The organism is Aeromicrobium erythreum, assembly GCF_001509405.1.
GTDB lineage: Bacteria > Actinomycetota > Actinomycetes > Propionibacteriales > Nocardioidaceae > Aeromicrobium > Aeromicrobium erythreum.
Map to the genome: position 1 here is coordinate 3088751 of NZ_CP011502.1, position 20456 is coordinate 3109206.

The following is a 20456-nucleotide window of genomic DNA, read 5'->3' on the forward strand; positions in this document are numbered from 1 at the left end:
GGGACGTGCTCTCGGACCACCGCCGCATCGCCGTCCTCGGTCTCGTGGTCGTGACCGTCCTGGCACTCGCCGTGTCGTGGTGGACCCAGCCCACGGCCCTGCCTGGCGACGCCGAGCGGGTGGCGCAGCGCGCGGCCGTCGACAGCACGGTCGACGTCGTGGTCGTGCCGAGCGTCCCGCCGGGCCTGACCCTGCGGTCGGTCGAGCCGGACCTGCCCGCGGGCACCACGCGGGCCGACGTGCAGGTGCTGCTCTGCGGCCGGCTCGACGGCGACGCCTCGGTCGAGGTGTCGACCGCCGGCGACCTCACCGCGATCTGCTCGACCGCGCGGCCCGCGAAGGCCGGGACCCGCACCCGCCCGGACGAGTCGTTGCTCGTGCGCGTCACCCCCCGCGCGCGGGGCGACGTAGAGCTGCGCGGCCTCCGGGTGCGCTACACGCGCGACGCCCGGCACCTCTGGCAGACCGGCACGCAGCTGGTCCCCGTCGCGGTCCGGGTCATCACGCCCTGACGTCAGGCCTCCTCGGTGTCGCGGGAGTCGGTCAGGGTGCTCGCGCCGTAGGCGGCGATCGACCCGGACACGACCGCGAGCACGAGGAAGACGATCCGCTCGCCGTGGAAGAACGAGGCGACGAGGTCCGGCGTCCAGGCCCCGGCCGGCAGCGCCTGCACCACGAGCGTGGCGAGCAACGTGCCCACGAGCGCCGTGCCGACGCTGGTGCCGAGCTCCTGGGCCGTGTCGTTCAGGGCTGCCCCGAGCGACGTCCGGTTGCCGGGCATCGCGCCGATCAGCGCGACCGCGCAGGTCATCATGACGGTGCGCAGGCCGACGACCATGACGACCATCGCGACGACGATCGCGGGGTACCCGTGCTCGACCGCGTACGCCATCGTGACCAGGCCGACGGCGAGCAGACCCGCACCGACCAGGCAGGCGACGCGGTGCCCGAGGCGCGAGACCATCGACTCCGTCAGCGGGTTCGAGAGCAGCATCGTGACGATCATCGGCAGGCTCGCCAGGCCGGCGCGGACGGGGCTCCAGCCGTAGGCGTACTGGAAGTGCAGGACGAGCGAGAACATCACGCCGGTCATCGCGACGGACGTGCCGAGCTGCGCGATCGTCGCCCCGCGGACGGTGCCGCGCCGGAAGACGTCGAGGTCGAGCATGGGCGACGCGGTGCGGCGCTCGTGGCGGACGAAGAGGACCGCGGAAGCCACCGAGCCGAGCACGCAGGCGAGGGTGACGGCCGACAGCCAGCCGCGCTCGACGCCGCTGGTGAGGGCGTACGCACCGAGGCCGATGGCGGCGACACTGAAGGCCGCCCCGGGCAGGTCGAGCGCGTCGTCGGTGAGGTCGTCGGCGTGGTCCGCGGCGACACCGACGCGCACGCCGATCCAGGCGACCAGCGCGATCGGGGCGTTCACGGCGAGCAGCCACTCCCAGCCCACGTGCTCCAGCGCCGTGCCGCCGAGCACGGGTCCGAGCACGAAGCCCGCCATGCCGACCATCATCATGATCGGGAACGCGCGACGTCGCAGCGCCTCGTCGTCGAAGAGGCGGAAGACGAGCGAGTTGGTGATGGGCGCCATCGCGGCGGCGCAGAGCCCGAGCGCGGCGCGCAGGGCGATGAGCTCGGCCGTCGAGCCGACGAGCAGCGCGCCCAGGCTGATGGTGCCGAACGCGGCGAGGCCGACGAGGAGCACCCTGCGGCGACCGAAGCGGTCGGCCACCGAGCCGGCGGTGAGCATGAGGCCGCCGAAGGTCAGGGCGTAGGCGCCGGTGACCCACTGCAGCGACGTCGTGGTGCCGTGCAGGTCGCGGCCGATGGTGGGCAGCGCGATCGACAGCAGCGTGTTGTCGACCATCTCGACGAAGAACGCGAGGCAGAGGGCGGTGAGGGGGATCCAGGCGGCGCGCAGCGAGGGGTAGGTGCGGGTCGTCGGAGCCGTGGTCGTGGTCGTCATGAGCCACCTCCGGAAGTCTCGAACAGCGTTCGACCATCGAACGCTGTTCGAGACGATAGAACATGGTTCGATAGGATGCAAGAGTGAGTCCCCGACGACCCCCTGCCGGCGCGCCCCGCCAGCCGCGCCCCCCGCGCCCACCCGGCCCGCCGCGACGCCAGCCGCCCCTGCGCAGCCGGACCACCCACTCGATGGAGTCGGTCCTGACCGAGGCGGTCGGGCTCCTCGACGAGGCGGGCGAGCCCGCGCTCACGTTCCGCGCCCTCGCCGCACGACTGGGCGGCGGCGTGGGCAGCATCTACTGGTACGTCTCCAGCAAGGACGAGCTGCTCGAGCGCGCCGCCGACTTCGTCCTCGAGGGCGTCCTGGACGCCACGGAAGGCTACGTCGACGGCGACCCGGTCGACGACCTGCGCCGCACCGCGATCGCCCTGTTCGACGCGGTGGCCGACCGTCCGTGGCTGGGCACCTACTTCATGCGCAACACCGGGTCGCAGCCCAACTCGCTGCGCTACTACGAGCGCGTCGGCCAGCACGTGCTCCGCCTGGGCCTGGACCCGCTCGAGACGTTCAACGCCGCGTCGGCCGTCGTCGGCTACGTCATCGGCATCGCGGCCGACCTCGGCCAGCAGCCGCCCGAGGAGGTCGTCGACGGCAGCACCACGCGCTCGGACTACCTGGCCCGGACCGTGGCCGAGTGGCGCGAGCTCGACCCCGACGAGTGGCCGTTCCTGCACACCATCGTCGACGTCTTCGCCGACCACGACGACGCCGCCCAGTTCCGCGCCGGGCTCGACCTCCTCCTTGCGGGCCTGAGCCTGCGAGCGGGCCACCGCCCCCCTCCCCCACCCCGCCGAGGGTGACGTTTCGACCCCGATCCGCGGCGGATCGGGGCCGAAACGTCACACTCAGCGGGGGACGAGGTCGGCGACGGTCGTGCGCGCGAGGGTCGCCTCGGTGGCTCGCGCGACCTCGGCGTCGACCTGGGTGAGACCGTCCTGGATGCTGCGACCGACCGGGCAGCGGGGGCTGGGCAGGTGGATCGCCAGCACGGGCTCCTCCCCGCGCACGAGGCGCCAGACCGTGTCCAGACGGATGTCGGCAGGGTCGACCAGCAGCCGCCAGCCGCCGTGGGCGCCCGGCGTCGAGGCCAGGAGCCCCGCCTCGCGCAGCGGCGCGAGCACGCGTCGGACGTGGACGGCCGTCACCTGCGTGCTGGCGGCCAGCTCGGTGGCGCCGACGAGACGACCCGGCTGCGACCCGGGCCCGGCGCCCGCGCCGGCCAGGTAGGTGAGCACGTGCACCGCGACGGCGAACTGGGTGCTCTGCGGACTGGCCATGACCCCAGTCTGGCACATCCGTCATCAGCATGGTTATAGTTAGGACAACCGCAATCACTCTGCACACGAATGAGGACGCCATGACCACCTACGCCATCACCGGAGCCTCGGGCCAGCTCGGCTCGCTCGCCGCCGACCTCCTGCTCCAGCAGGCCGACCCGTCCGACGTCGTCCTGCTCACCCGCTCCCCCGAGAAGCTCGACCGCCCCGGGGTGACGGTGCGCGCCGCCGACTTCGACGACCCGACCACGCTCGCCACCGCGTTCGAGGGCGTCGACGAGCTGCTCCTTGTCTCGACCGACGCCGTCGGCAGCCGCGTCGAGGGACAGCGCCGAGCCGTCGAGGCCGCGAAGGCCGCCGGCGTGCGCCGCGTGCTCTACACCTCGGTCGTCGACCCCTCCGACGACAATCCCGCAGCCGTGACCCCCGACCACGTGGCCACCGAGCGCGACCTGCGCGAGAGCGGCCTGCGCTGGACGTTCCTGCGCAACAACCTCTACGCCGACATGCAGGCCGACACGATCGCGCAGGCCGCCGCGTCGGGCCAGCACGTCACCAACACCGGTGACGGCGGTGCCGCCTACGTGACCCGCGCCGACTGCGCCGCCGCCGCGGTCGCCGCGCTGCTGAGCACCGAGCTCGACGACGTCGCGCTCGACGTCACAGGCCCGCGCGCGATCACGGCCGACGACGTCGCGACGCTCGCGGCGCAGCGTCGTGGCGAGCCGGTCGAGGTCGTCCAGGTCGACGACGCCGCCTACGTGGCCGGGCTCGAGCAGGCCGGCCTGCCGACGCCGGTCGCCCACCTGCTCGCCTCGTTCGGCACGGCCATCCGCGAGGGCCGGCTCGCCGCCGTCTCCTCGGCCGTGGAGGACCTCACCGGGCGTCCCGCCACCCCGGTCGAGGACGTCGTCGCCTGACGCGCGACCGTGCGGCGCCGGGCTCAGGGGTCCACGGCGCCGCACGGCGGCAGGTCAGCAGGGCCGCGTGAACGTCTGCGTGCCCGTCTTGTCGTAGTTGAACGCGTGCCCGTTGAGGATGACGGGGCGCAGGACCGACCGGCCGTCCACCACCTGACGCTGCTCGTAGTGCAGGTGAGGTCCGGTGCTCTTGCCGGTGCTGCCGACGCGACCGATCTGCGTGATCGGCGAGACCTGCTGCCCCACGGAGACGGCGATGCTGTCCTCCTGCAGGTGGGCGTAGAAGCTGCGCCAGCCGTTCCCGTGGTCGATCTCCACCGCGTGGCCGTAGCTCGTGTACTTCTTCGAGACGCCGATGACCTTGCCGGACGCGCTCGCCAGCACGGGACGCCCGGCGTCGGACGACCCGGCGATGTTGAAGTCCACCGCCAGGCGGTTGGGCGTGTGGTCGCTGTACGTCTTCACCGGCCAGGCCTCGCCGCAGCGGAAGGGCACCTGCAGCGGTGGCCGGGCCTGCGACGCGGTCGCCTCGCTCGCCGTGGGTGCCGCGTGGGCGGCAGCCGCGAGCGAGCCGGCGAGCAGGGTCGCGGGCACAGCTGCTGCGACCGTCAGGGCGATCGTCCGTCGTCGGTTCATCCGTCCTCCTGGTGTCGTGGCGCGACCCCCGTCGCGCCGATGACGAGAGCCTGCCGACGCGCTCTGCGATCACGCTCCGAGCCGTTCGCAGCGAGTTCGCAGCGGCGCTCGGCAGGCTGAGGCACGGCGGCGGACGGCGTCGCCAGGCACCTACGAACCGAGGACACCTCATGAAGCGCACCCGTCTCGCCGCCGCTGCCCTCACCGCAGCGGCCCTCCTCGCCGGACCGGCCGTCGCCGGGTCCGCGCACGCCGACACCGCCGGCACCAGCTCGACGTCGTCCGCCACGGCGATCTCCGCGAACCGCCAGGCCGTGGTGGAGCGTGCGATGTGGGCGCTCGGCAAGCCCCTGCCGTACATCGACCGCTATGGCACGAAGCGCAACAGCACGCCGGTGCAGGACCGCAACCTGTTCGAGTACGGCGGCAGCAACACCAACAAGAACCTGTTCAACAACTACAACGGCCAGGAGTGGTGCGGCTCCTTCGCCGCCTGGGCCTGGACCAACCGTCTGGTCCCGTCCAAGTCCGACTTCCCGGCCATCCCGCAGTACTACCCGGGCTCGCAGAACTGGGCGGACCAGACGGGATCGCGCTTCAAGCCCTTCTCGGCGTCGTCGACCGCGCGCCCGCTCCCGGGGGACGTGCTCGTGTGGAAGAACAACAACGCGGGCGGCGGTCACGTCGGCGTGGTCGTCGAGGTCAACGGCAACAAGATCTACACCGTCGAGGGCAACGTCGGCGGCGACGAGATCGGCTACAAGTACTACCTCTGGGACGGCGACGGACCGACGATCAAGGACAAGACGTTCCGCGGCTTCACGTCGGCGGAGTGAGGACGGGGGACGCGCCAGGGGGCGCTCCCCCAGCCTGAGCAGCCGCGGAGGCCTCCCGTTCCAGCCGGCGGGCCTCCGCGGCCTCCTCCGTGCGCCCGGCATCGTCCAGCAGGGCCGCGAGAGCACGCCAGGCCGCGGCCGCGCTGAGCTGGCGGCCCAAGGCGGTCAGCTCGGTCACCGCGAGGCGCAGCTCCGCCTCCGCCTCCGCCGGTCGGCCTTCCAGGCGCAGCGCTCCCGCGAGGGTGCGGCGGGCGCGGGCGGCGACGAAGGCGTCGCGCGACCGGACGGCCCACGCCCGCGCGCTGCGGGCGAGCTCGACACCGTCGGCGCCCCGTCCGAGCGCGACCGCGACCTCGGCCTGGGCGTCCAGCACGTAGCCGCGGTCGTAGTCGTCCCCGTCGTCCTCGAGCAGGCCGACCACCTCGAGGATCAGCTTCTGCGCCTCACCGAGCACCCCGAGGCGACGGTACGACCGTGAGAGCTCCAGCGTCGCCTGGCGGTATCCCGCCCGGGCGGCGGTCGGCTCGAGCAGCGCCCGCGCTTGCGCGAAGGCCACCGCCGCAGCCTCGTTCTCGTCGTAGTCGTTGTGCACGGTGCCGCGGCCGTTCGCGACCCAGCCGGCGAGGACCGGGTCGTGGACGCCGTCGAGCGCCGCCGTCGCCGCGTCGAGCGCCGCCACCGCCGCGTCGCGACGCCCGAGCGCGAGCGCCGCCGAGGCGGCCACCACCTGCGCGGCGGCCGCGGCCCGCGGGTGACCGGCGTCGACCAGCCGGGCCGCCGCCGACTCCGCCAGGCGTCCGGCCTGCTCCGACGACGAGGCGCGGGCCTGCAGGTGCCAGGCCCGGCAGAGGTCGAGAAAGGCACGGCCCGTCGCCGCGTCGACGTCGTCGGGCGCGGCGCGCCCGAGGACACCGCCCACGAGGTCGAGGCACGCCACCCAGTCCTCCTCGGCCGGCGCGCCGTGGTGCGCGGGTGCGACCAGGACGAGGAGCCGCCACGCGAGGTCGGGTCGGTGCGGCGCCAACGAGGAGGCCAGCACCCGAGCGGTCGCGTTCTCCGTCGCGAAGAACCGCACCGCCGACGTCCGGTCCCACCTCTGCGCCGCGTCCTGCGACGTCGTGGCCTGCGACGTCGGGCGAGCACCGTTCGGGGGCTCGGGGAGCAGCTGCGTCGGGTGGGCCCGGTGCGCCGGACGTCCCCGCTCGAGCAACAGCGCCGCCACCCGCTCCGCCGGTGACGTGTCGTCGTCGTGCGTGTCGGTGCCGCGCAGGAACCGTGCGACGACGTCGTGCAACTTGAACTGCGTCGCCTGCCCGAGGTGCCGCACCGGCTCGACGAGGTGCAGCGCGCTCAGGGCGTCGATCGCCCGCTCCCCCGCGTGGTCGTCGCCGAGCAGCGCCCCGAGCACCCAGGCGCTGAACGCAGGCAGTCGCAGCCGGGCCACGCGGTGGGCCGCCTCCTGCACCTCCCCGGGCAGCTGCTCCCACACCTCCGCGAGGCTCGCCGCGATCGAGGCCATGGTGCCGTCGTCGCCGGTGGAGAGCCGGTCGGCCAGGCGGCCCAGCGCCACGTCGGGTCGCTGCCGTGCCCGCCCGGCCGCGAGCCGCAGGGCGAGGGGCGCGGCACCGAGCGCGACCACCAGCCGGTCGGCGTCGGCCTGGTCGCGCTCGACCCGCTCCGACCCGAGCTCGCGGACGAGCAGCTCGCGGGCCGCACCCGTGGAGAGCGAGCCCACCGGCACGCGCACGTCCGCGTCGAGCCACGGCAGGTCCCGCCGCGACACGACGACGGCCATGGAGCCCGCCGACGCCGGCAGCAGGTCGAGCAGGGCCGGCGCTGCGACGTCCGCTCCCACGTCGTCGAGCACGACGAGGACCCGTCGCTCGTGCAGCAGGCTGCGGTAGAGGGCGGCTCGCTCGGCGACGTCGGCGGGGACGGCCTCGGGGTGCGTGCCCAGCAGCCGGAGGAAGGTGCCGAGGGCCGCCCCGGCGTCCGGACCCGTCGGTGTGCGACCGGCGTCGAGGTGCAGCGAGCCGTCCGGGAAGCGGTCGCGCAGGCGATGGCCCGCCTCGACCGCGAGCGTCGACTTGCCCATCCCCGGCAGCCCCGTCAGGTGCACGACGACCGGCCCGTCGTCGACCTGCTGGGCGGCGCCGAGCACCGCCTCCAGCTCGTGCGCGCGGCCGACGAAGCCCGGCGAGCGCCGCGGCAGCGTCCGGGGCGCCGTGGGTCGGCGCAGTGCAGTGTCGGCACCGGGCACGGTCGTGACGTCGGACGCCCGCACGGGCACCACGTCGCCCTCCAGCACCCGGGCGTGCGCGGAGCGCAGCAGGTCCGACGGCTCGACCCCCAGCTCGACGTCGAGCCGCTCGAACGCCTCGCGGTAGACCCGCAGCGCCTGCTCGCGACGCCCCACCGACGCGAGCGCCAGCACGGAGTGGGCGAGCAGGCCCTCGTGGAACGGGTGCAGGGCGGTCAGCAGGGCCAGGTCGGCGACGACCGTGTCGGCGCGGCCGAGCGCGACCGCCGCGGCCACGTGCTCCTCCCAGAGACCGAGCCGCTCGGCCGCGAGACGCGTGCGCTCGAGCTCCACGGCCGACGTGGGACGGACGTCGAGCAGGACCTCCTCGGGCACGAGGTCGAGCGCGGTCCGGAAGTCGTCGAGACATCCCACCTCCGAGCGCTGCGCCCGCGCCCGCGCGCGGTCGCGGCACGCTCGCAGCCGTCCGACGTCCGTCGGGACGCCGTCGTCGAGGACGTAGCCGTCGGCCGCCGTGCGCACGAGGGGTGCGTCGCACTTGCGGCGCAGGCCGGAGACGAGCGCCTGCACCCGGTTGCGCGCCGAGGTGGGTGGGGTGTCGTCGTACAGCCAGCGGACGAGCGTGTCGCTGGAGGACCCGGCTCCCACGGCGAGCCCGGCGAGGAGCGCGCGTTCGAGGCTCGACAGCGCGACGGGTGCACCGTCGCACTGCAGCGTGACCCCCGCGAGCACGGTCAGCACGACCCTGTCCCCCGAGCAGTCCACGTCAGGACCCTAGCCGCAGGACGCCCCGTCACCCCAGCGCAGATCCGCTCCCTGGGACGCGCAGTGGTGCCGACGGCGCGCATCGAGGGTACTGAGGAGGCGTCTTGGGTACTCGGCCGCGGTAGGGTCGGGGCATGGTCCGTCCGACGAGCGTCGCTGCCCGCGACGACGCGCGCCGCCAGTCGCTGCTCGACGAGCTGATCCCGCTCTTCCACGCGGAGGGCTTCCTGGTGTTCAGCCTGGAGGACCTCGCCCGGCGACTCGGCTGCTCGAAGTCGACGCTCTACGTCGTCGCGCCGAGCAAGGAGCAGATCATCCAGGCCACGGTGCGCGAGTCGTTCCGGCGCTCGACCGACGCCGTCGAGCGACGGGTGGCCGCCGAGCCCGACCGTGGACGCCGGATCAGCGTCTACCTCGACGCGATCGCCGAGGAGCTGGCTCCCGCCGGGCCGACGTACTTCGCCGACCTCGACGCCTACGAGCCGGCCCGCGAGGTCTACCGCAACAACGTCCGTCTCGCGGCCCAGCGGGTCAAGGAGCTGGTGGAGGCGTCGGGCCGACGTCGGCTCGACCCGCGCTTCGTCGGCTCGGTCGCCGGGCTCGTGCTCGAGGCCATACACCGCGGTGCCGTGGAGGCCGACACCGGCCTCGACGACGCTGCCGCCTTCCACCAGCTGGCCGTCCTCGTCGACCACGCCACCCGCACCACCTGACCCCGTCTCCTCTTCCGCATCCTGTGGAGAGGGCTGGACTGCGGGAGGGGCTAGCGGGAGGTGAGGTCCGGGAGCAGGACCGGGCCGGTCTTGCGGTCGAGGTTGGCGACGTGCTGCTCCATGCGGCCGATCGAGCCGACCAGCTGGTCCAGCACGTCGGCGACGGTCGCGATGGCGGTGGCAGCCGCCGTGAGCTGCTCCAGCTGGCCGGGCAGGGGCCGGGCCGACGTGGCGAGGGAGTCGATCGGCTCCTGCAGTCCCTGCAGCGACGCGAGCTGGGACTCCAGCCCGTCGATCTGCTCACGCAGGGCACGGATGTCGCCGCCCACGGAGCCGAGCGGCTCAGCCGCCCCGGCCACGCGGTCGGCCGCCGACACCACCCCGTCGGCCGTCGCTCCGAGGGAGCGGGCGACGTCGAGCAGCTGCGTCAGCTGGTCGCCGACCTCGGGCAGCACCGCGACGGCCTCGAGCACCGGCGGCACCACGCGCGCGACGTTGCCGTCGATGCGCTCGACCTGGTCGAGCGTGCGCGGCGACCGCTCGGCGGACTCGGTGAGCTCGGGCAGCGCGACCCCGGCGGCGGCGAGGCGCGGGAGGAACGGGAGCAGGATCACCAGGCCGACGATCAGCATGGTCAGCACGGCGATCAGCTGCACGGCGACGACGCGGGCGGCCCAGGCGGGCATGGACGCGAACGGGTTCATCAGGACCTCCAGCACGATGGTGACTGCTACGCACTGTAACGGTTACACGCTGTCACAGCATCGCGGTTAGGCTGTGGCCATGACCACGACGGGGGACGGACGCGCGAGCCGCTGGGCCGGGCACCGCGAGCGACGCCGCGAGGAGATCGTCGAGCGGGCGGTCGCGGTGATCGACGCCGAGGGCGCCGACGCACCGGTCGAGTCGATCGCCCGCGCCTGCGGCGTCACGCGGCAGGTGCTCTACCGCCAGTTCGACCACCGCCACGACCTCGACGTCGCGGTCGCCGACCGGATCGTCTCGATGCTGCTCGACCACGTGATCGTGCGCATGACCACCGACGACGGCGTGGAGGCCGGCCTGCGCGGCACGATCGACGCCTACCTCGACTTCGTGCTCGAGCACCGACCGCTCTACGACTTCGTCCGGGCGCTCCCCGCCGCACCCGGGTCCGGCAGTCCGGTCGACCGCATCACCGACGTCGTCGTGACGGTCGTGGCGACGCTCGCGGGCGAGCTCATCGGCTCCGACGCCGCCGCCCGCCTCCCGCTCCGCGACGTCTACGCGACGGGACTGGTGGGCCTGGCCGACGCCGTCGTCTCACGCTGGCTCGCCGACCCGGGCGCCCGCACGCGCGAGGAGCTCGTCGACACCTTGGTCGACGTGCTCCAGCTGTGCATCCAGCCCGTCCTGGCCCAGGCCGCCGGCCGCACCTGACGCCCCTCGCGCCACGACGGACCCGGCCGGGCCGAGCCGCTAGCGTCCGCGGGACAGGAACCGCGTGATCAGGGCCGCGCTCTCGGGCTCCGCGACCGACGTGGCGATGGTGCGCGCCTCGCGGTCGAGCTGCTCCGACAGCGGCGTCCCGAAGGAACCGCGCACGAGCCGACGCGCCCGGCCGAACGCCCGCGCGGGACCGTCGGCCAGACGCCGGGCCAGCGCGTGCGCCTCGTCGGCCACCGCCTCGTCGTCGACGACACGCGTGACGATCCCCCACGCCTGCGCCTCCTCGGCGGAGAGCCGGCGCGGCGTCAGCGTGAGCTCCAGCGCGCGCTGCAGCCCCACCACACGCGGGAGCAGCCACGACTGCCCGCCGTCCGGCGTCAGGCCGACCGACGTGTAGGCGGTGACGAACGCGGCCGACCGGCCGGCCACCACGAGGTCGCCGCCGAGCACGAGCGACAGACCGGCGCCCGCCGCCGCACCCTGCACCCCGACGACGACCGGCTTCTCGAGCCCGTCGAGCAGCCGGACGCCGACGTGCAAGGCATCGGCGAGCTCCTGCAGGAACGCCGAGCGGTCGGGCGCCGCGTCCATCGCCCCGAGGTCGCCGCCGGCGCAGAACATCCGACCCCGACCCGTGAGCAGCACCACCCGCACGGCGTCGTCGTCGCGCACCTGCGTGAGCACGTCGGCGAACGCGGCCGTGTAGGGCAGGTCGATCGTGTTGGAGGCTTCCGGACGGTTCAGCTCGACGTGGGCGACGCCGTCGTCGACCGTGAGCAGGACGGGGGCGTCAGTCATGGGCCCAGTGTCCCGGTGCGTCCGCCACCTCGCTCATCGCGGGGCCATGCGCAGCGAGCCGTCCATGCGGATGGTCTCGCCGTTGAGGTAGTCGTGCTCGACGATCATCCGGACGAGCTGCGCGTACTCGTCGGGACGGCCCAGGCGCTGCGGGAACGGCACGCCCTTCGCGAGCGCGGCGCGGATCTCCTCGCCGACCGTGGCGAGCATCGGCGTGTCGATGATGCCCGGCGCGATCGTGTTCACGCGGATGCCGTACTGCGCGAGGTCGCGGGCCGTGGGCAGGGTCATGCCGACGACGCCGCCCTTGCTCGCCGAGTACGCGGCCTGGCCGATCTGGCCGTCGAACGCCGCGATCGACGCGGTGTTGACGACGACGCCGCGCTGGCCGTGCTCGAGCGGCTCCGTGGCGGCCATCGCCTCGGCCGCGACCGCGAGCACGGTGAAGGTGCCCACGAGGTTGACGTTGACGATGCGCGCGAAGAGGCCGAGGTCGTGGATGCCCTGGCCGCCCTTGCCGAGCACGCGACCGGCGGTGCCGATGCCGGCGCAGCTGACCGCGACGCGCAGCGGTGCCTGCTCCGAGGCGGCCGCGACGGCGTTGCGCACCTGCGCCTCGTCGGTCACGTCGGCCTCGACGTACGTGACGCCCTCGACGTCGGGCGCCTTCTCGATGGACTGCGCCAGGTCGACCGCCACGACGGCCGCGCCGGCGGCGGCCAGCGCGGCAGCGGTCGCGGCGCCGAGTCCCGACGCACCACCCGTGACGACGGCGGAGGTTCCGGTGAGCTGCATGGGTTCCTTCTTCCTACTTCAGGTGCCGGCTGATGACGAGCCGCTGGATCTGGTTGGTGCCCTCGAAGATCTGCATGACCTTGGTCTCGCGCATGTAGCGCTCGACCGGGAAGTCCTTGGTGTAGCCGGCGCCGCCGAGCACCTGCACCGCGTCGGTGGTCACCTTCATGGCGTTGTCGGTGGCGACGAGCTTGGCGACCGACGCGGCCCGCCCGTACGGACGTCCGGCGTCCTTCAGCCGGGCGGCGTGCAGGTAGGTGGCACGCGCGGAGTCGACGGCCGCGGCCATGTCGGCCAGCAGGAAGCCGAGCCCCTGGTGGTCGATGATCGCCCGGCCGAACGCCTCACGCTCCTGGGCGTACGCGACGGCGGCGTCGAGGGCGCCCTGCGCGACGCCGACCGCCACCGCGGCGATGCCGAGCCGTCCGGCGTCGAGGCCGGCGAGTGCGATGGCCAGGCCCTGACCCTCGGCGCCGAGCCGTCGCTCCGCGGGCACCCGGACGCCGTCGAACAGCATCGTGGCCGTCGTGGAGGACATGAGCCCCATCTTCTGCTCGGGCACGTCGGCCGTGAGGCCTTCGGCGTCGGCCGGGACGAGGAAGCAGGAGATGCCCCGCCCCTTCTCGTCGGACGTGCGGGCCATGACCTTGTAGAAGTCGGCCTGCCCGCCGTGGGTGGTCCAGGCCTTCGCGCCGGTGATGACGTAGTCGTCGCCCTGGCGGACCGCCTTGGTCCGCATCGCGGCCGGGTCGGAGCCGGCGTGCGCCTCGGAGAGGCAGTAGGCACCCAGCAGGTCACCCCCGAGCAGGTCGGGCAGCCAGCGCTGCCTCTGCTCGTCGGTGCCGGCCTCGGCGAGCCCGAAGCAGGAGAGCGCGTGGACGCTCACCCCGACGCCGACGGCCGCCCAGGCCGAGGCGATCTCCTCGACGACCTGCAGGTAGACCTCGTACGGCTGGCCTCCGCCGCCGAGCTCCTCGGGGTAGGGCAGGCCCAGCAGGCCGGCACGGCCCAGCATCGCGAAGACGTCGCGCGGGAACGTGGCGGTGCGCTCGGCCTCGTCGACGCGAGGGCGCAGCTTGTCGTCGACGAGCTCGCGCGTGAGGGCGATGAGGTCGGCCGACTCGGGGGTCGGCATCAGACGATCGGCGGGCATGGCGGCCTTTCCGGCGACGGGGGACGACGCGGTCAGCGTACCAGGGCGGATACTGTCGCTCCCACTTTGGTACTGCGTCGGCGTCTTCGCCGAAGTCGACCAGCAGGCGGCGGGAACCTTGGCAGGATGGATGCCATGGAGCCGCTCTCCCCCGCCACGGGGACCGACACCTTCAGCGCCGTCGCGAACCGCGTCGTGGAGTACCTGAGGCGCAGCACGCCGATCAGCGACTGGTCGGTCAACCGACGGATCGAGGGCGAGCAGGTCTTCCTGCACACCACGAACGGCACGCTCGTGCGGGTCGGCGACCGCCGGCCGTGGGACCAGTCCTACTGCCACCGGGCCTTCGACCTCGGGGCCGACGCGATCGTCGACGACGTGACCACGCACCCGCAGTACAGCGACCTGCGCATCGGGGCCACCCGCAGCTACGCCGGCGTGCCGATCCGCGACCCGGAGGGCGAGATGTTCGGCATGCTCTGCGGCCTGGGCGTCGACCCGCTCGACGGGGCCGACGTCGACGCCGAGCTGCTCGCCGTGCTGGGCGACCTGCTCGGTGCCCACCTCTCGCTCGCCCGCCGGGCCGAGAGCGACGACCGCGAGCGGCGCACCGCGGAGGCCCTGGCCCAGACCGACGCGCTCACGGGCCTCGTCAATCGCCGTGGCTGGGACTCCGTGCTCGCCGACGCCGCGGTCCGCGCGAGCGCGTACGGCGACCTCGCCGCGGTGGTGCTGTGCGACCTCGACGGTCTGAAGGACGTGAACGACCGCCACGGCCACGCCGCCGGCGACACCCTCCTGCAGCGCACCGCGCACGCGCTGACCCGTGCCCGCGGCGCGCACGACACCCTCGCGCGGTACGGCGGCGACGAGTTCGTCGTCCTGGTGGAGGACGTCTCGCCGAGGCTGCTCAGCCGGACGCTGCAGCGCTACCGCGACGCGCTGGAGCACGAGGGCGTGGAGGCCTCCTTCGGGTGGTCGCTCGTCTTCCCCGGCGACGAGCCGGTCGACCTGGCGTTCCAACGCGCCGACCGGTCGATGTACGAGGACAAGCGGGCCCGCCGCGCCGCACGACGCGAGCCCGACACCGCCGCCGGGTAGCCTGCGCCGATGGACGAGCGGCACAGCGGCGGGTGGCGAGGGATCCCGTTCCTGGTCGCGTTCGTCGCCGTGCTGTCGGTGCACCTGGTGCTCCTCGCGGCCGACGCGACCCCGTGGGACAGCGTCACGAAGTGCCTGCTGGCACCCGTGCTCGTGGCGTGGGTGGTCGCCGAGCGGGGTCCGGGGCTGCTCGTGGCCGCGCTCGTGCTGTGCCTCGGCGGCGACCTCCTGCTCGAGGTCGACGGGCTGTTCGTCGCCGGCATGGCCTCGTTCGCGGCGGCCCACGTCTGCCTCGTCACGCTGTTCGTGCGCGCCGGTGCGGTGCGGGAGCGACGCCCCCACCCGCTCCTGGTGGCGACGTACCTCCTCGCCGGCGTCGCCCGCGTCGCGTGGGCGTGGGGCGGCCTCGCAGCCGACCTGCGTCCGGTCGTGCCGGTCTACGCCGTGCTGCTGCTCGCGACCGCCGTCACGTCGTCGTGCGTCGACGTGCTGGCGGGCGTCGGCGGAGCCCTCTTCCTCGTCTCCGACGGGCTGATCGCCCTGGGCGAGGCGGGCCGCGTCGACCCGGGGTCGGCCACGGTGTCGGTGGCCGTCATGATCCTCTACGGCGCGGCGATCGCGCTGCTGACGGCCGGCGCGCTGCGCGTGTCGGGCGACCTGTCGACGCGCGGCCCCGTCCTCCGGCAGCCCAGCGGCGAACCCCTGACGTGAGACCCGACCCGACCCGGCCCGCACGGGCGACCCGCCGCTCCGACCGGACCTATCGCTGGGTGAACCGCGCCGGCGCTCTGCTGCTGCGCGCGTGGGGCGTGCGACTGCGGGCTCGTGGGCTCGAGCACCTGCCGCGCGACGGTGCCGCGGTGCTGGCCGCCAACCACACCGGCTACCTCGACTTCGTGCTGCTGGAGTGGGCAGCGCGCCAGCGGGGACGACTCGTGCGCTTCATGAGCAAGGCCTCGGTCTTCGACGCCCCCGTCGTCGGCCGGCTCATGCGCGCGATGGGGCACGTGCGGGTCGAGCGCTGGACGGGCGCGAGCGCCTACCGCCACGCCCGGCGCCTCGTGACGTCGGGCGAGGTCGTGGGCGTCTTCCCCGAGGCCACCATCTCGCGCTCCTTCCGCGTGAAGCGGCTGAAGCCGGGGGCCGCAGCACTCGCCCTGCACGCCACCCGGACGACCGGGGTCGTCGTCCCCCTCGTGCCCTGCGTCGTGTGGGGCGGGCACCGGCTGCTCACGGTCGACGGACGTCGCACGCTGCGCCGCGGGGTGGCGGTCGACGTCGTGGTCGGCGAACCGCTCTTGCCGCGCGAGGACGAGTCGGTGGCGGAGCTGACGGCGCGGCTGAGGGAGGCCCTGGTGCGGCTGCTCGACGACGCGGTCGGGCACTACCCGCAGCAGCCGAGGTCCGACGCCGACCGGTGGTGGGTCCACGCCGACCGCGGCGGCACCGCCCCCGACGTGGCCACCGGAGCCGCGCTCGACCGCGCGGCACTGCAGCGCGCGGGCGCTCCGTCGGACTGAGACGGCGACCGTCCAGCGTGTCCTGGGGACGAGCGGGCGCAGAAGCCCCTCTCGTGCGCGACGATGTGCTCATGGCCTTCTCCGAGACCACTGCCGTCGCGGTCGGCGACCTCACGTTCGACGTCCGGCACGCCGGACCGGACGACGGGACGCCGGTCGTGCTGCTGCACGGGTTCCCGACCACCTCGCTCTCGTGGTCGCCCGTGGTGCCCGCGCTCGCCGACGCCGGCCTGCGCGTCGTCGCCCCCGACCAGCGGGGCTACTCCCCCGGCGCCCGACCGGCCGACGTCGCCGCCTACGCCACCGACCGCCTGGCGCAGGACGTCGTGAGCCTCGCCGACGCGCTCGGGCTCGACCGCTTCCACCTGGTCGGGCACGACTGGGGCGCGGCCGTCGCGTGGTACGTCGCCGCGCACCACGGGCACCGGCTCGAGACCCTGACCACCTTCTCGGTGCCGCACCTGGCCGCCTACAACGCGGCGCTCGCCCACGACGCCGACGCCCGCGAGCGCGGCTCCTACATCGGGCTGTTCCGACGGGAGGGGAAGGCCGAGGACCTCCTGCTCGCCGACGACGCCCGCCGGCTCCGCGCCATGTACCAGGGCGCCGTGCCCCAGCACCTCGTCGACGCCTACGTCGCGCAGCTGCAGGAGCCGGGGGCGCTCACCGCGGCGCTCGGCTGGTACCGCGCCATGACCCCGGAGCTGGCGGGGTTGCCGTCGGTCGACGTGCCGACCACCTTCGTCTGGAGCGACGACGACCTCGCCATCGGTCGGGCCGGCGCCGACGCGTGCGGCGCGCACGTGAGCGCCGACTACCGCTACGAGGTGCTCGAGGGCGTCACGCACTGGATCCCGGAGCAGGCGCCCGACGCGGCCGCGGCGGCGATCCTGGACCGTGTCCGGGGCGTCGACCCCGAGGCCCCCCGGCCCATCTAGCCGACGAGCGGCCAGCCGGCGGGGTCGTCGAGGTCGCGGCCGACCCGCCGCGCGTAGGCGTTCCAGTCCTCCGCGCGCTCGGCGTACCACCCGCGCTGGGCGTGCATGAGCTGCTCCAGGTCGAGCGTGCCGACGTCGGCGTGCCTGGCCGCCAGCTCGACCGCCACCTGTCGCGCGGCGACCGCGTCGCACGTGGCGTCGTGGGCACCGTCGAGCGCGACCCCGTAGTAGGCGGCGACGTCGCCGAGGCGACGACGACCCAGCGCGCCACGCTCGATCCCCCAGTCGACGACGTACGGGTCGACGACGAGCAACCGCTCCCAGTCGGGCTCGGCGAGCCCGTGCCGGCGCGCCTCGGCGCGCAACATCGACAGGTCGTAGCAGGCGTTGAACACCACGAGACCCACCCGGCGCTCGGCGAGCGTCGCGAGCCAGTCGAGCACGACCGGCAGCGCCTCCGCCGACGTCGGGGCGTCCTGCAGCATCGCGTCCGTGATGCCGTGGACGGCGGCGGCTGCCTCGGGCACGGGGACGTCCGGCCGGACGAGGCCGGCGATCTCGAAGCCGGGCTCGTCGAGCAGCGCGAAGCTCACCACGCGGTCGTGCAGCGCGTCGGTGCCGGTGGTCTCGAGGTCGAGCGAGGCGAGCGGCAGCCGGTGCCACCCGTCGTGCCCGCCCCGTGCCGGCGGGCGGGGTGCGCAGGCGACGCACCACGTGCGCCAGGCGCCCGGCGTGCCGGTGAGCCGGCCGGCTCCCGCGAGCACGTGGAGGGTGCAGGCGGCGCAGAAGCCCTCGAACCGGTTGGTGCGCACGGCCCGACGCTAGGCGGCGGGACGGACAACTCCGGGGAGGCTCACCGGCCGTCGGGCTCCAGCGCGTCGACCACGAACGCCCGGGCCGACGTCGCCCGAGGTGCCTGGCAGGTGAGCACGGCGGCCTCGCGCTGCACCGCGCGCACGTCGGCGACCACCCGTGGCGGGAGGATGCCGTCGCACGACAGGCGCACCCGCCAGCGGTCGCCGGCCAGCGCGGTCACCTCGACGCACTGCACGTCGCGCGGGCCCGCCGGACCCCACCGCTCGTGCACGGCGACCGCGGCCGCCTGCGCCACGGGCGGCATCGCGCTGCTGCCGCGCAGCGCCCAGGGAGTCACACGCCCCGCGAGGTGCTCGTCGATCACGTCGAGCGACGTGTCGTCGTCGAGCCCGCCGTAGTAGGTCGTGTCGGGCACCACCACGACGTTCGCCGCGAACCGGTCGCCACCCACGTGGCTGCACTCCCACACCGCGTCGCCGAACCGCTCGGCGAGCGCGGCGGCCACCGGACGACCGCGCACGGCGCAGCAGGTGTCGTGGCGTCCGTGCGCGCACACCAGCACGGCCGGCTCGTCGGTCCAGCCGTCGTGGTCGGCGGGCTCGCGCAGCACGGGGCACGAGTCGAGCAGGTCCGCCGGCTCGGTCCAGGTGCCCCAGCGCAGCCGGCCGGCGGGGACGTCGACGACGGCCCACGCGCGGGGACCGTCGGCGTCGCTGCGGCGCCCCGGTCGGCGGATCAGGACGGTCCGACCGCCCGCCTCGCGGGTGGCCTCGACGAGCCGGGCCACGACGTCGGGGTCCAGCCCCTCGGACTCGAGCGCGTGGAACGGCCACGGGCCCTGGTGCTCGACGAGCAGCAGCCGCTGCACGTGCAGCGCCGTGCCCGGGAGGGGGTCGGCGCGCACGCGGGCGCGCGCGGCGCAGAGGTCGTCGAGGTCGGCCACGGGCGGCTCAGGCCGCCACGAGCACGCCCGCGGCGACGAGCCGGCGCGCGGTCTCGTGCCCGAGACGGGCGACGGTGACCACCTGGCCGTCGAGCAGCCCGTGGAGCACGTCGGCCTCGAGGTCGGCGACGTCGACGTCGACCCCCCGGCCGCGCAGGTGCCCGTCCGCGACGTGCGCCGCCAGGCTGCCGCGCAGCACGAGCGCGGTGTCGTCGGTGAGCCCCTGGGCCAGGCGCAGCTGCGCCAGCGGACCCACGGGTGCGGCGCGGCCCGACGTGCCGTCGCGCCCCCCGAGCGCGGCGGCGAGCGTGTCGGTGGGCACGGCGCGGACGGCGGCCAGCAGCCGGTCGCGCACCAGCTCGGCGTGGGCGTGGAGGTCGTCGGGGTCGGCGACGTCGACGCCCAGGGGCAGCGACGTGCGGACGTCGGGGTCGTCGGCGACCGCAGCCAGGGCCGCGGCCACGACCTCCTCGGCGAGGTGGTGGCGGTTCCAGGTGTGGACGCCGAACGTCAGGTGCGTGCTGACGTCGCCGAGCGCCGTCGCGGCGTGGAGGGTGCCGCGCGGGAGGTACAGGACGTCGCCGGGCTCGAGCACCTCGTCGATGAGGCACTCGCGCTCCGCCTCGGCGCGCACGGCCTCGCGACGGTCGGTCCAGGGCTGGTCGCGCAAGGGCGCCTCGTGGACGGGGGCGTGGATGCGCCAGCGCTTGGCGCCGGAGATCTGCAGGACGAACACGTCGTGCACGTCGTAGTGGTCGTCGAAGCCGCGCGACTGCGGCGGCGTGACGTACGCGTTGACCTGGACGGGGTGGCCCAGGTCGGCGACGAGCTGCTGGGCGAACGCCACGACCGGGGGCCAGGTGCGGTGCAGGGCCTGCAGCACGAGCGTGGCGCCGTCGGCGAACAGTGCCGTGAGGCGCGTGTCGTCGACCTGGTCGGCGATGCCGGCACCCACGCCGCCGCCGGACGTGAAGGCGCGGGTGGGCAGGGTGCTGCCGTCCTTCGCGACCCGCAGGAAGGGGGTGCGCAGGCCGTGGGTGGAGACGAGGTCGTCGACCGCGGTCTCGCCGAAGAGGTCGTCGAAGGCGCCGGGCAGGTCGGCCGCGCGGGTGAGCAGCGGCGCCCGACCCCACGTGTCGGCGGCGAAGCCGACGGGGTCGACGACCAGCCGACGCAGGGCCGGACGACCGGGGGCGACGTCAGGTGACGTCGTCCCGGTCGGCCCGCCCTGCTCGGTGGTGGTCACGACTCAGTGCGCCGAGCCGTCGGCGCCACCGTCGGCGCCACCGTCCTGCACGCCCGGCGTGCCCTCGGCGCCACCGTCAGCGGGGCCCTCGGCGCCACCGTCAGCGCCGCCGTCCTGCACGCCCGGCGTGCCCTCGGCGCCACCGTCAGCGGGGCCCTCGGCGCCACCGTCGGCGCCGCCGTCCTGGACACCCGGGGTGCCCTCGGCGCCACCGTCAGCGGGTCCTTCAAGGTTCTGCTCGCTCATGAGGTTCCTCCTCGAGTCGGGTACGCGGCGGGTGCC

22 protein-coding genes are annotated in these 20456 nt (G+C 74.6%); 10 read left to right on the forward strand and 12 right to left on the reverse strand.

Going from position 1 to position 20456, the window contains the following annotated elements; genetic code table 11:
- The first annotated feature begins 5 nt into the window (after positions 1-5).
- Positions 6-512 (forward strand): hypothetical protein, encoded by a 507-nt coding sequence (locus Aeryth_RS14730; RefSeq protein WP_067860260.1) that lies wholly within the window; start codon positions 6-8, stop codon positions 510-512.
- Positions 513-514: 2 nt separating this feature from the next.
- On the opposite strand, the gene Aeryth_RS14735 is transcribed toward Aeryth_RS14730, so the two are convergent.
- Complete coding sequence (locus Aeryth_RS14735; protein WP_067860262.1) at positions 515-1966, reverse strand: MFS transporter; 1452 nt, start codon at positions 1964-1966, stop codon at positions 515-517.
- Positions 1967-2049: 83 nt separating this feature from the next.
- Between Aeryth_RS14735 and Aeryth_RS14740 the strand changes: the two genes are divergently transcribed.
- Complete coding sequence (locus tag Aeryth_RS14740) at positions 2050-2829, forward strand: TetR/AcrR family transcriptional regulator (RefSeq protein ID WP_236749755.1); 780 nt, start codon at positions 2050-2052, stop codon at positions 2827-2829.
- A 45-nt stretch (positions 2830-2874) separates the two neighbouring features.
- Here the strand turns inward: Aeryth_RS14740 and Aeryth_RS14745 are convergent, their stop codons facing one another.
- Positions 2875-3306 carry an Rrf2 family transcriptional regulator gene (locus Aeryth_RS14745; protein WP_067860266.1) on the reverse strand — a complete coding sequence of 144 codons (432 nt, stop codon included), beginning with the start codon at positions 3304-3306 and terminating at the stop codon, positions 2875-2877.
- Positions 3307-3386: 80 nt separating this feature from the next.
- On the opposite strand from Aeryth_RS14745, the gene Aeryth_RS14750 reads away from it, so the two are divergent.
- On the forward strand, positions 3387-4226 hold the full coding sequence (locus Aeryth_RS14750) for an NAD(P)H-binding protein (protein WP_067860268.1): 840 nt from the start codon (positions 3387-3389) through the stop codon (positions 4224-4226).
- A 54-nt stretch (positions 4227-4280) separates the two neighbouring features.
- Here the strand turns inward: Aeryth_RS14750 and Aeryth_RS14755 are convergent, their stop codons facing one another.
- On the reverse strand, positions 4281-4862 hold the full coding sequence (locus Aeryth_RS14755; protein WP_067860270.1) for a M23 family metallopeptidase: 582 nt from the start codon (positions 4860-4862) through the stop codon (positions 4281-4283).
- A gap of 170 nt (positions 4863-5032) precedes the next feature.
- On the opposite strand from Aeryth_RS14755, the gene Aeryth_RS14760 reads away from it, so the two are divergent.
- The gene (locus Aeryth_RS14760) at positions 5033-5698 is read left to right on the forward strand and encodes a CHAP domain-containing protein (protein WP_067860273.1); all 666 of its coding nucleotides are present in this window, start codon (positions 5033-5035) and stop codon (positions 5696-5698) included.
- On the opposite strand, the gene Aeryth_RS14765 is transcribed toward Aeryth_RS14760, so the two are convergent.
- Positions 5682-8723 carry an AfsR/SARP family transcriptional regulator gene (locus tag Aeryth_RS14765; protein ID WP_083516475.1) on the reverse strand — a complete coding sequence of 1014 codons (3042 nt, stop codon included), beginning with the start codon at positions 8721-8723 and terminating at the stop codon, positions 5682-5684. The two genes, Aeryth_RS14760 and Aeryth_RS14765, sit on opposite strands and share 17 nt — an antisense overlap.
- Before the next feature lie 134 nt (positions 8724-8857).
- Between Aeryth_RS14765 and Aeryth_RS14770 the strand changes: the two genes are divergently transcribed.
- Positions 8858-9436: a TetR/AcrR family transcriptional regulator gene (locus tag Aeryth_RS14770; RefSeq protein WP_067860278.1), complete on the forward strand. Its 579-nt coding sequence runs from the start codon at positions 8858-8860 to the stop codon at positions 9434-9436.
- A 50-nt stretch (positions 9437-9486) separates the two neighbouring features.
- Here Aeryth_RS14770 and Aeryth_RS14775 read toward each other — a convergent pair whose 3' ends face one another.
- Entirely contained in the window at positions 9487-10155 is a 669-nt protein-coding gene (locus Aeryth_RS14775) for a hypothetical protein (RefSeq protein ID WP_144433806.1), read from the reverse strand.
- Between the two features lie 64 nt (positions 10156-10219).
- Here Aeryth_RS14775 and Aeryth_RS14780 point away from each other — a divergent pair, with 64 nt between their 5' ends.
- On the forward strand, positions 10220-10855 hold the full coding sequence (locus Aeryth_RS14780) for a TetR/AcrR family transcriptional regulator (RefSeq protein ID WP_144433807.1): 636 nt from the start codon (positions 10220-10222) through the stop codon (positions 10853-10855).
- Positions 10856-10894: 39 nt separating this feature from the next.
- On the opposite strand, the gene Aeryth_RS14785 is transcribed toward Aeryth_RS14780, so the two are convergent.
- From Aeryth_RS14785 to Aeryth_RS14795, 3 genes are read right to left on the reverse strand one after another with little or no spacing between them, the layout of a single operon-like run.
- A complete protein-coding gene (locus Aeryth_RS14785) occupies positions 10895-11662 on the reverse strand; it encodes an enoyl-CoA hydratase/isomerase family protein (RefSeq protein ID WP_067860283.1) in 768 nt (255 codons plus the stop codon).
- 33 nt (positions 11663-11695) lie between these two features.
- Positions 11696-12457, reverse strand: a complete 762-nt coding sequence (locus Aeryth_RS14790; RefSeq protein ID WP_067860285.1) for an SDR family NAD(P)-dependent oxidoreductase — start codon at positions 12455-12457, stop codon at positions 11696-11698.
- Between the two features lie 13 nt (positions 12458-12470).
- On the reverse strand, positions 12471-13610 hold the full coding sequence (locus Aeryth_RS14795) for an acyl-CoA dehydrogenase family protein (protein ID WP_067860288.1): 1140 nt from the start codon (positions 13608-13610) through the stop codon (positions 12471-12473).
- A 135-nt stretch (positions 13611-13745) separates the two neighbouring features.
- Here Aeryth_RS14795 and Aeryth_RS14800 point away from each other — a divergent pair, with 135 nt between their 5' ends.
- The 4 genes from Aeryth_RS14800 (at position 13746) to Aeryth_RS14815 (ending at position 17169) form a co-directional block, all read left to right on the forward strand.
- Complete coding sequence (locus tag Aeryth_RS14800; RefSeq protein WP_067860290.1) at positions 13746-14711, forward strand: sensor domain-containing diguanylate cyclase; 966 nt, start codon at positions 13746-13748, stop codon at positions 14709-14711.
- Positions 14712-14720: 9 nt separating this feature from the next.
- The gene (locus tag Aeryth_RS14805) at positions 14721-15422 is read left to right on the forward strand and encodes a lysoplasmalogenase family protein (RefSeq protein ID WP_067860293.1); all 702 of its coding nucleotides are present in this window, start codon (positions 14721-14723) and stop codon (positions 15420-15422) included.
- Between the two features lie 59 nt (positions 15423-15481).
- Complete coding sequence (locus tag Aeryth_RS14810) at positions 15482-16231, forward strand: lysophospholipid acyltransferase family protein (RefSeq protein ID WP_236749756.1); 750 nt, start codon at positions 15482-15484, stop codon at positions 16229-16231.
- Between the two features lie 71 nt (positions 16232-16302).
- Positions 16303-17169 carry an alpha/beta fold hydrolase gene (locus Aeryth_RS14815; protein WP_067860297.1) on the forward strand — a complete coding sequence of 289 codons (867 nt, stop codon included), beginning with the start codon at positions 16303-16305 and terminating at the stop codon, positions 17167-17169.
- Here the strand turns inward: Aeryth_RS14815 and Aeryth_RS14820 are convergent.
- From Aeryth_RS14820 to Aeryth_RS14835, 4 genes are read right to left on the reverse strand one after another with little or no spacing between them, the layout of a single operon-like run.
- Positions 17166-17981, reverse strand: coding sequence for an exonuclease domain-containing protein (locus tag Aeryth_RS14820; protein ID WP_067860299.1), 816 nt, complete (start codon positions 17979-17981; stop codon positions 17166-17168). The two genes, Aeryth_RS14815 and Aeryth_RS14820, sit on opposite strands and share 4 nt — an antisense overlap.
- A 41-nt stretch (positions 17982-18022) precedes the next feature.
- Positions 18023-18928 (reverse strand): sucrase ferredoxin, encoded by a 906-nt coding sequence (locus Aeryth_RS14825; RefSeq protein WP_067860301.1) that lies wholly within the window; start codon positions 18926-18928, stop codon positions 18023-18025.
- 7 nt (positions 18929-18935) lie between these two features.
- Complete coding sequence (locus tag Aeryth_RS14830; protein WP_202967676.1) at positions 18936-20174, reverse strand: cupin domain-containing protein; 1239 nt, start codon at positions 20172-20174, stop codon at positions 18936-18938.
- Positions 20175-20177: 3 nt separating this feature from the next.
- Complete coding sequence (locus Aeryth_RS14835) at positions 20178-20420, reverse strand: BatC protein (RefSeq protein ID WP_067860303.1); 243 nt, start codon at positions 20418-20420, stop codon at positions 20178-20180.
- Positions 20421-20456 lie beyond the last annotated feature (36 nt).

What these genes read in the sequence shown, in the direction of transcription:
- Aeryth_RS14745 (WP_067860266.1), bottom strand. Translation starts at nt 3,306, where the DNA reads ATGGCCAGTCCGCAGAGCACCCAGTTCGCCGTCGCGGTGCACGTGCTC.
- Aeryth_RS14780 (WP_144433807.1), top strand. Translation starts at nt 10,220, where the DNA reads ATGACCACGACGGGGGACGGACGCGCGAGCCGCTGGGCCGGGCACCGC.
- Aeryth_RS14835 (WP_067860303.1), bottom strand. Translation starts at nt 20,420, where the DNA reads ATGAGCGAGCAGAACCTTGAAGGACCCGCTGACGGTGGCGCCGAGGGC.
- Aeryth_RS14760 (WP_067860273.1), top strand. Translation starts at nt 5,033, where the DNA reads ATGAAGCGCACCCGTCTCGCCGCCGCTGCCCTCACCGCAGCGGCCCTC.
- Aeryth_RS14785 (WP_067860283.1), bottom strand. Translation starts at nt 11,662, where the DNA reads ATGACTGACGCCCCCGTCCTGCTCACGGTCGACGACGGCGTCGCCCAC.
- Aeryth_RS14790 (WP_067860285.1), bottom strand. Translation starts at nt 12,457, where the DNA reads ATGCAGCTCACCGGAACCTCCGCCGTCGTCACGGGTGGTGCGTCGGGA.
- Aeryth_RS14815 (WP_067860297.1), top strand. Translation starts at nt 16,303, where the DNA reads ATGGCCTTCTCCGAGACCACTGCCGTCGCGGTCGGCGACCTCACGTTC.
- Aeryth_RS14735 (WP_067860262.1), bottom strand. Translation starts at nt 1,966, where the DNA reads ATGACGACCACGACCACGGCTCCGACGACCCGCACCTACCCCTCGCTG.
- Aeryth_RS14800 (WP_067860290.1), top strand. Translation starts at nt 13,746, where the DNA reads ATGGAGCCGCTCTCCCCCGCCACGGGGACCGACACCTTCAGCGCCGTC.
- Aeryth_RS14770 (WP_067860278.1), top strand. Translation starts at nt 8,858, where the DNA reads ATGGTCCGTCCGACGAGCGTCGCTGCCCGCGACGACGCGCGCCGCCAG.
- Aeryth_RS14805 (WP_067860293.1), top strand. Translation starts at nt 14,721, where the DNA reads ATGGACGAGCGGCACAGCGGCGGGTGGCGAGGGATCCCGTTCCTGGTC.
- Aeryth_RS14750 (WP_067860268.1), top strand. Translation starts at nt 3,387, where the DNA reads ATGACCACCTACGCCATCACCGGAGCCTCGGGCCAGCTCGGCTCGCTC.
- Aeryth_RS14795 (WP_067860288.1), bottom strand. Translation starts at nt 13,610, where the DNA reads ATGCCCGCCGATCGTCTGATGCCGACCCCCGAGTCGGCCGACCTCATC.
- Aeryth_RS14755 (WP_067860270.1), bottom strand. Translation starts at nt 4,862, where the DNA reads ATGAACCGACGACGGACGATCGCCCTGACGGTCGCAGCAGCTGTGCCC.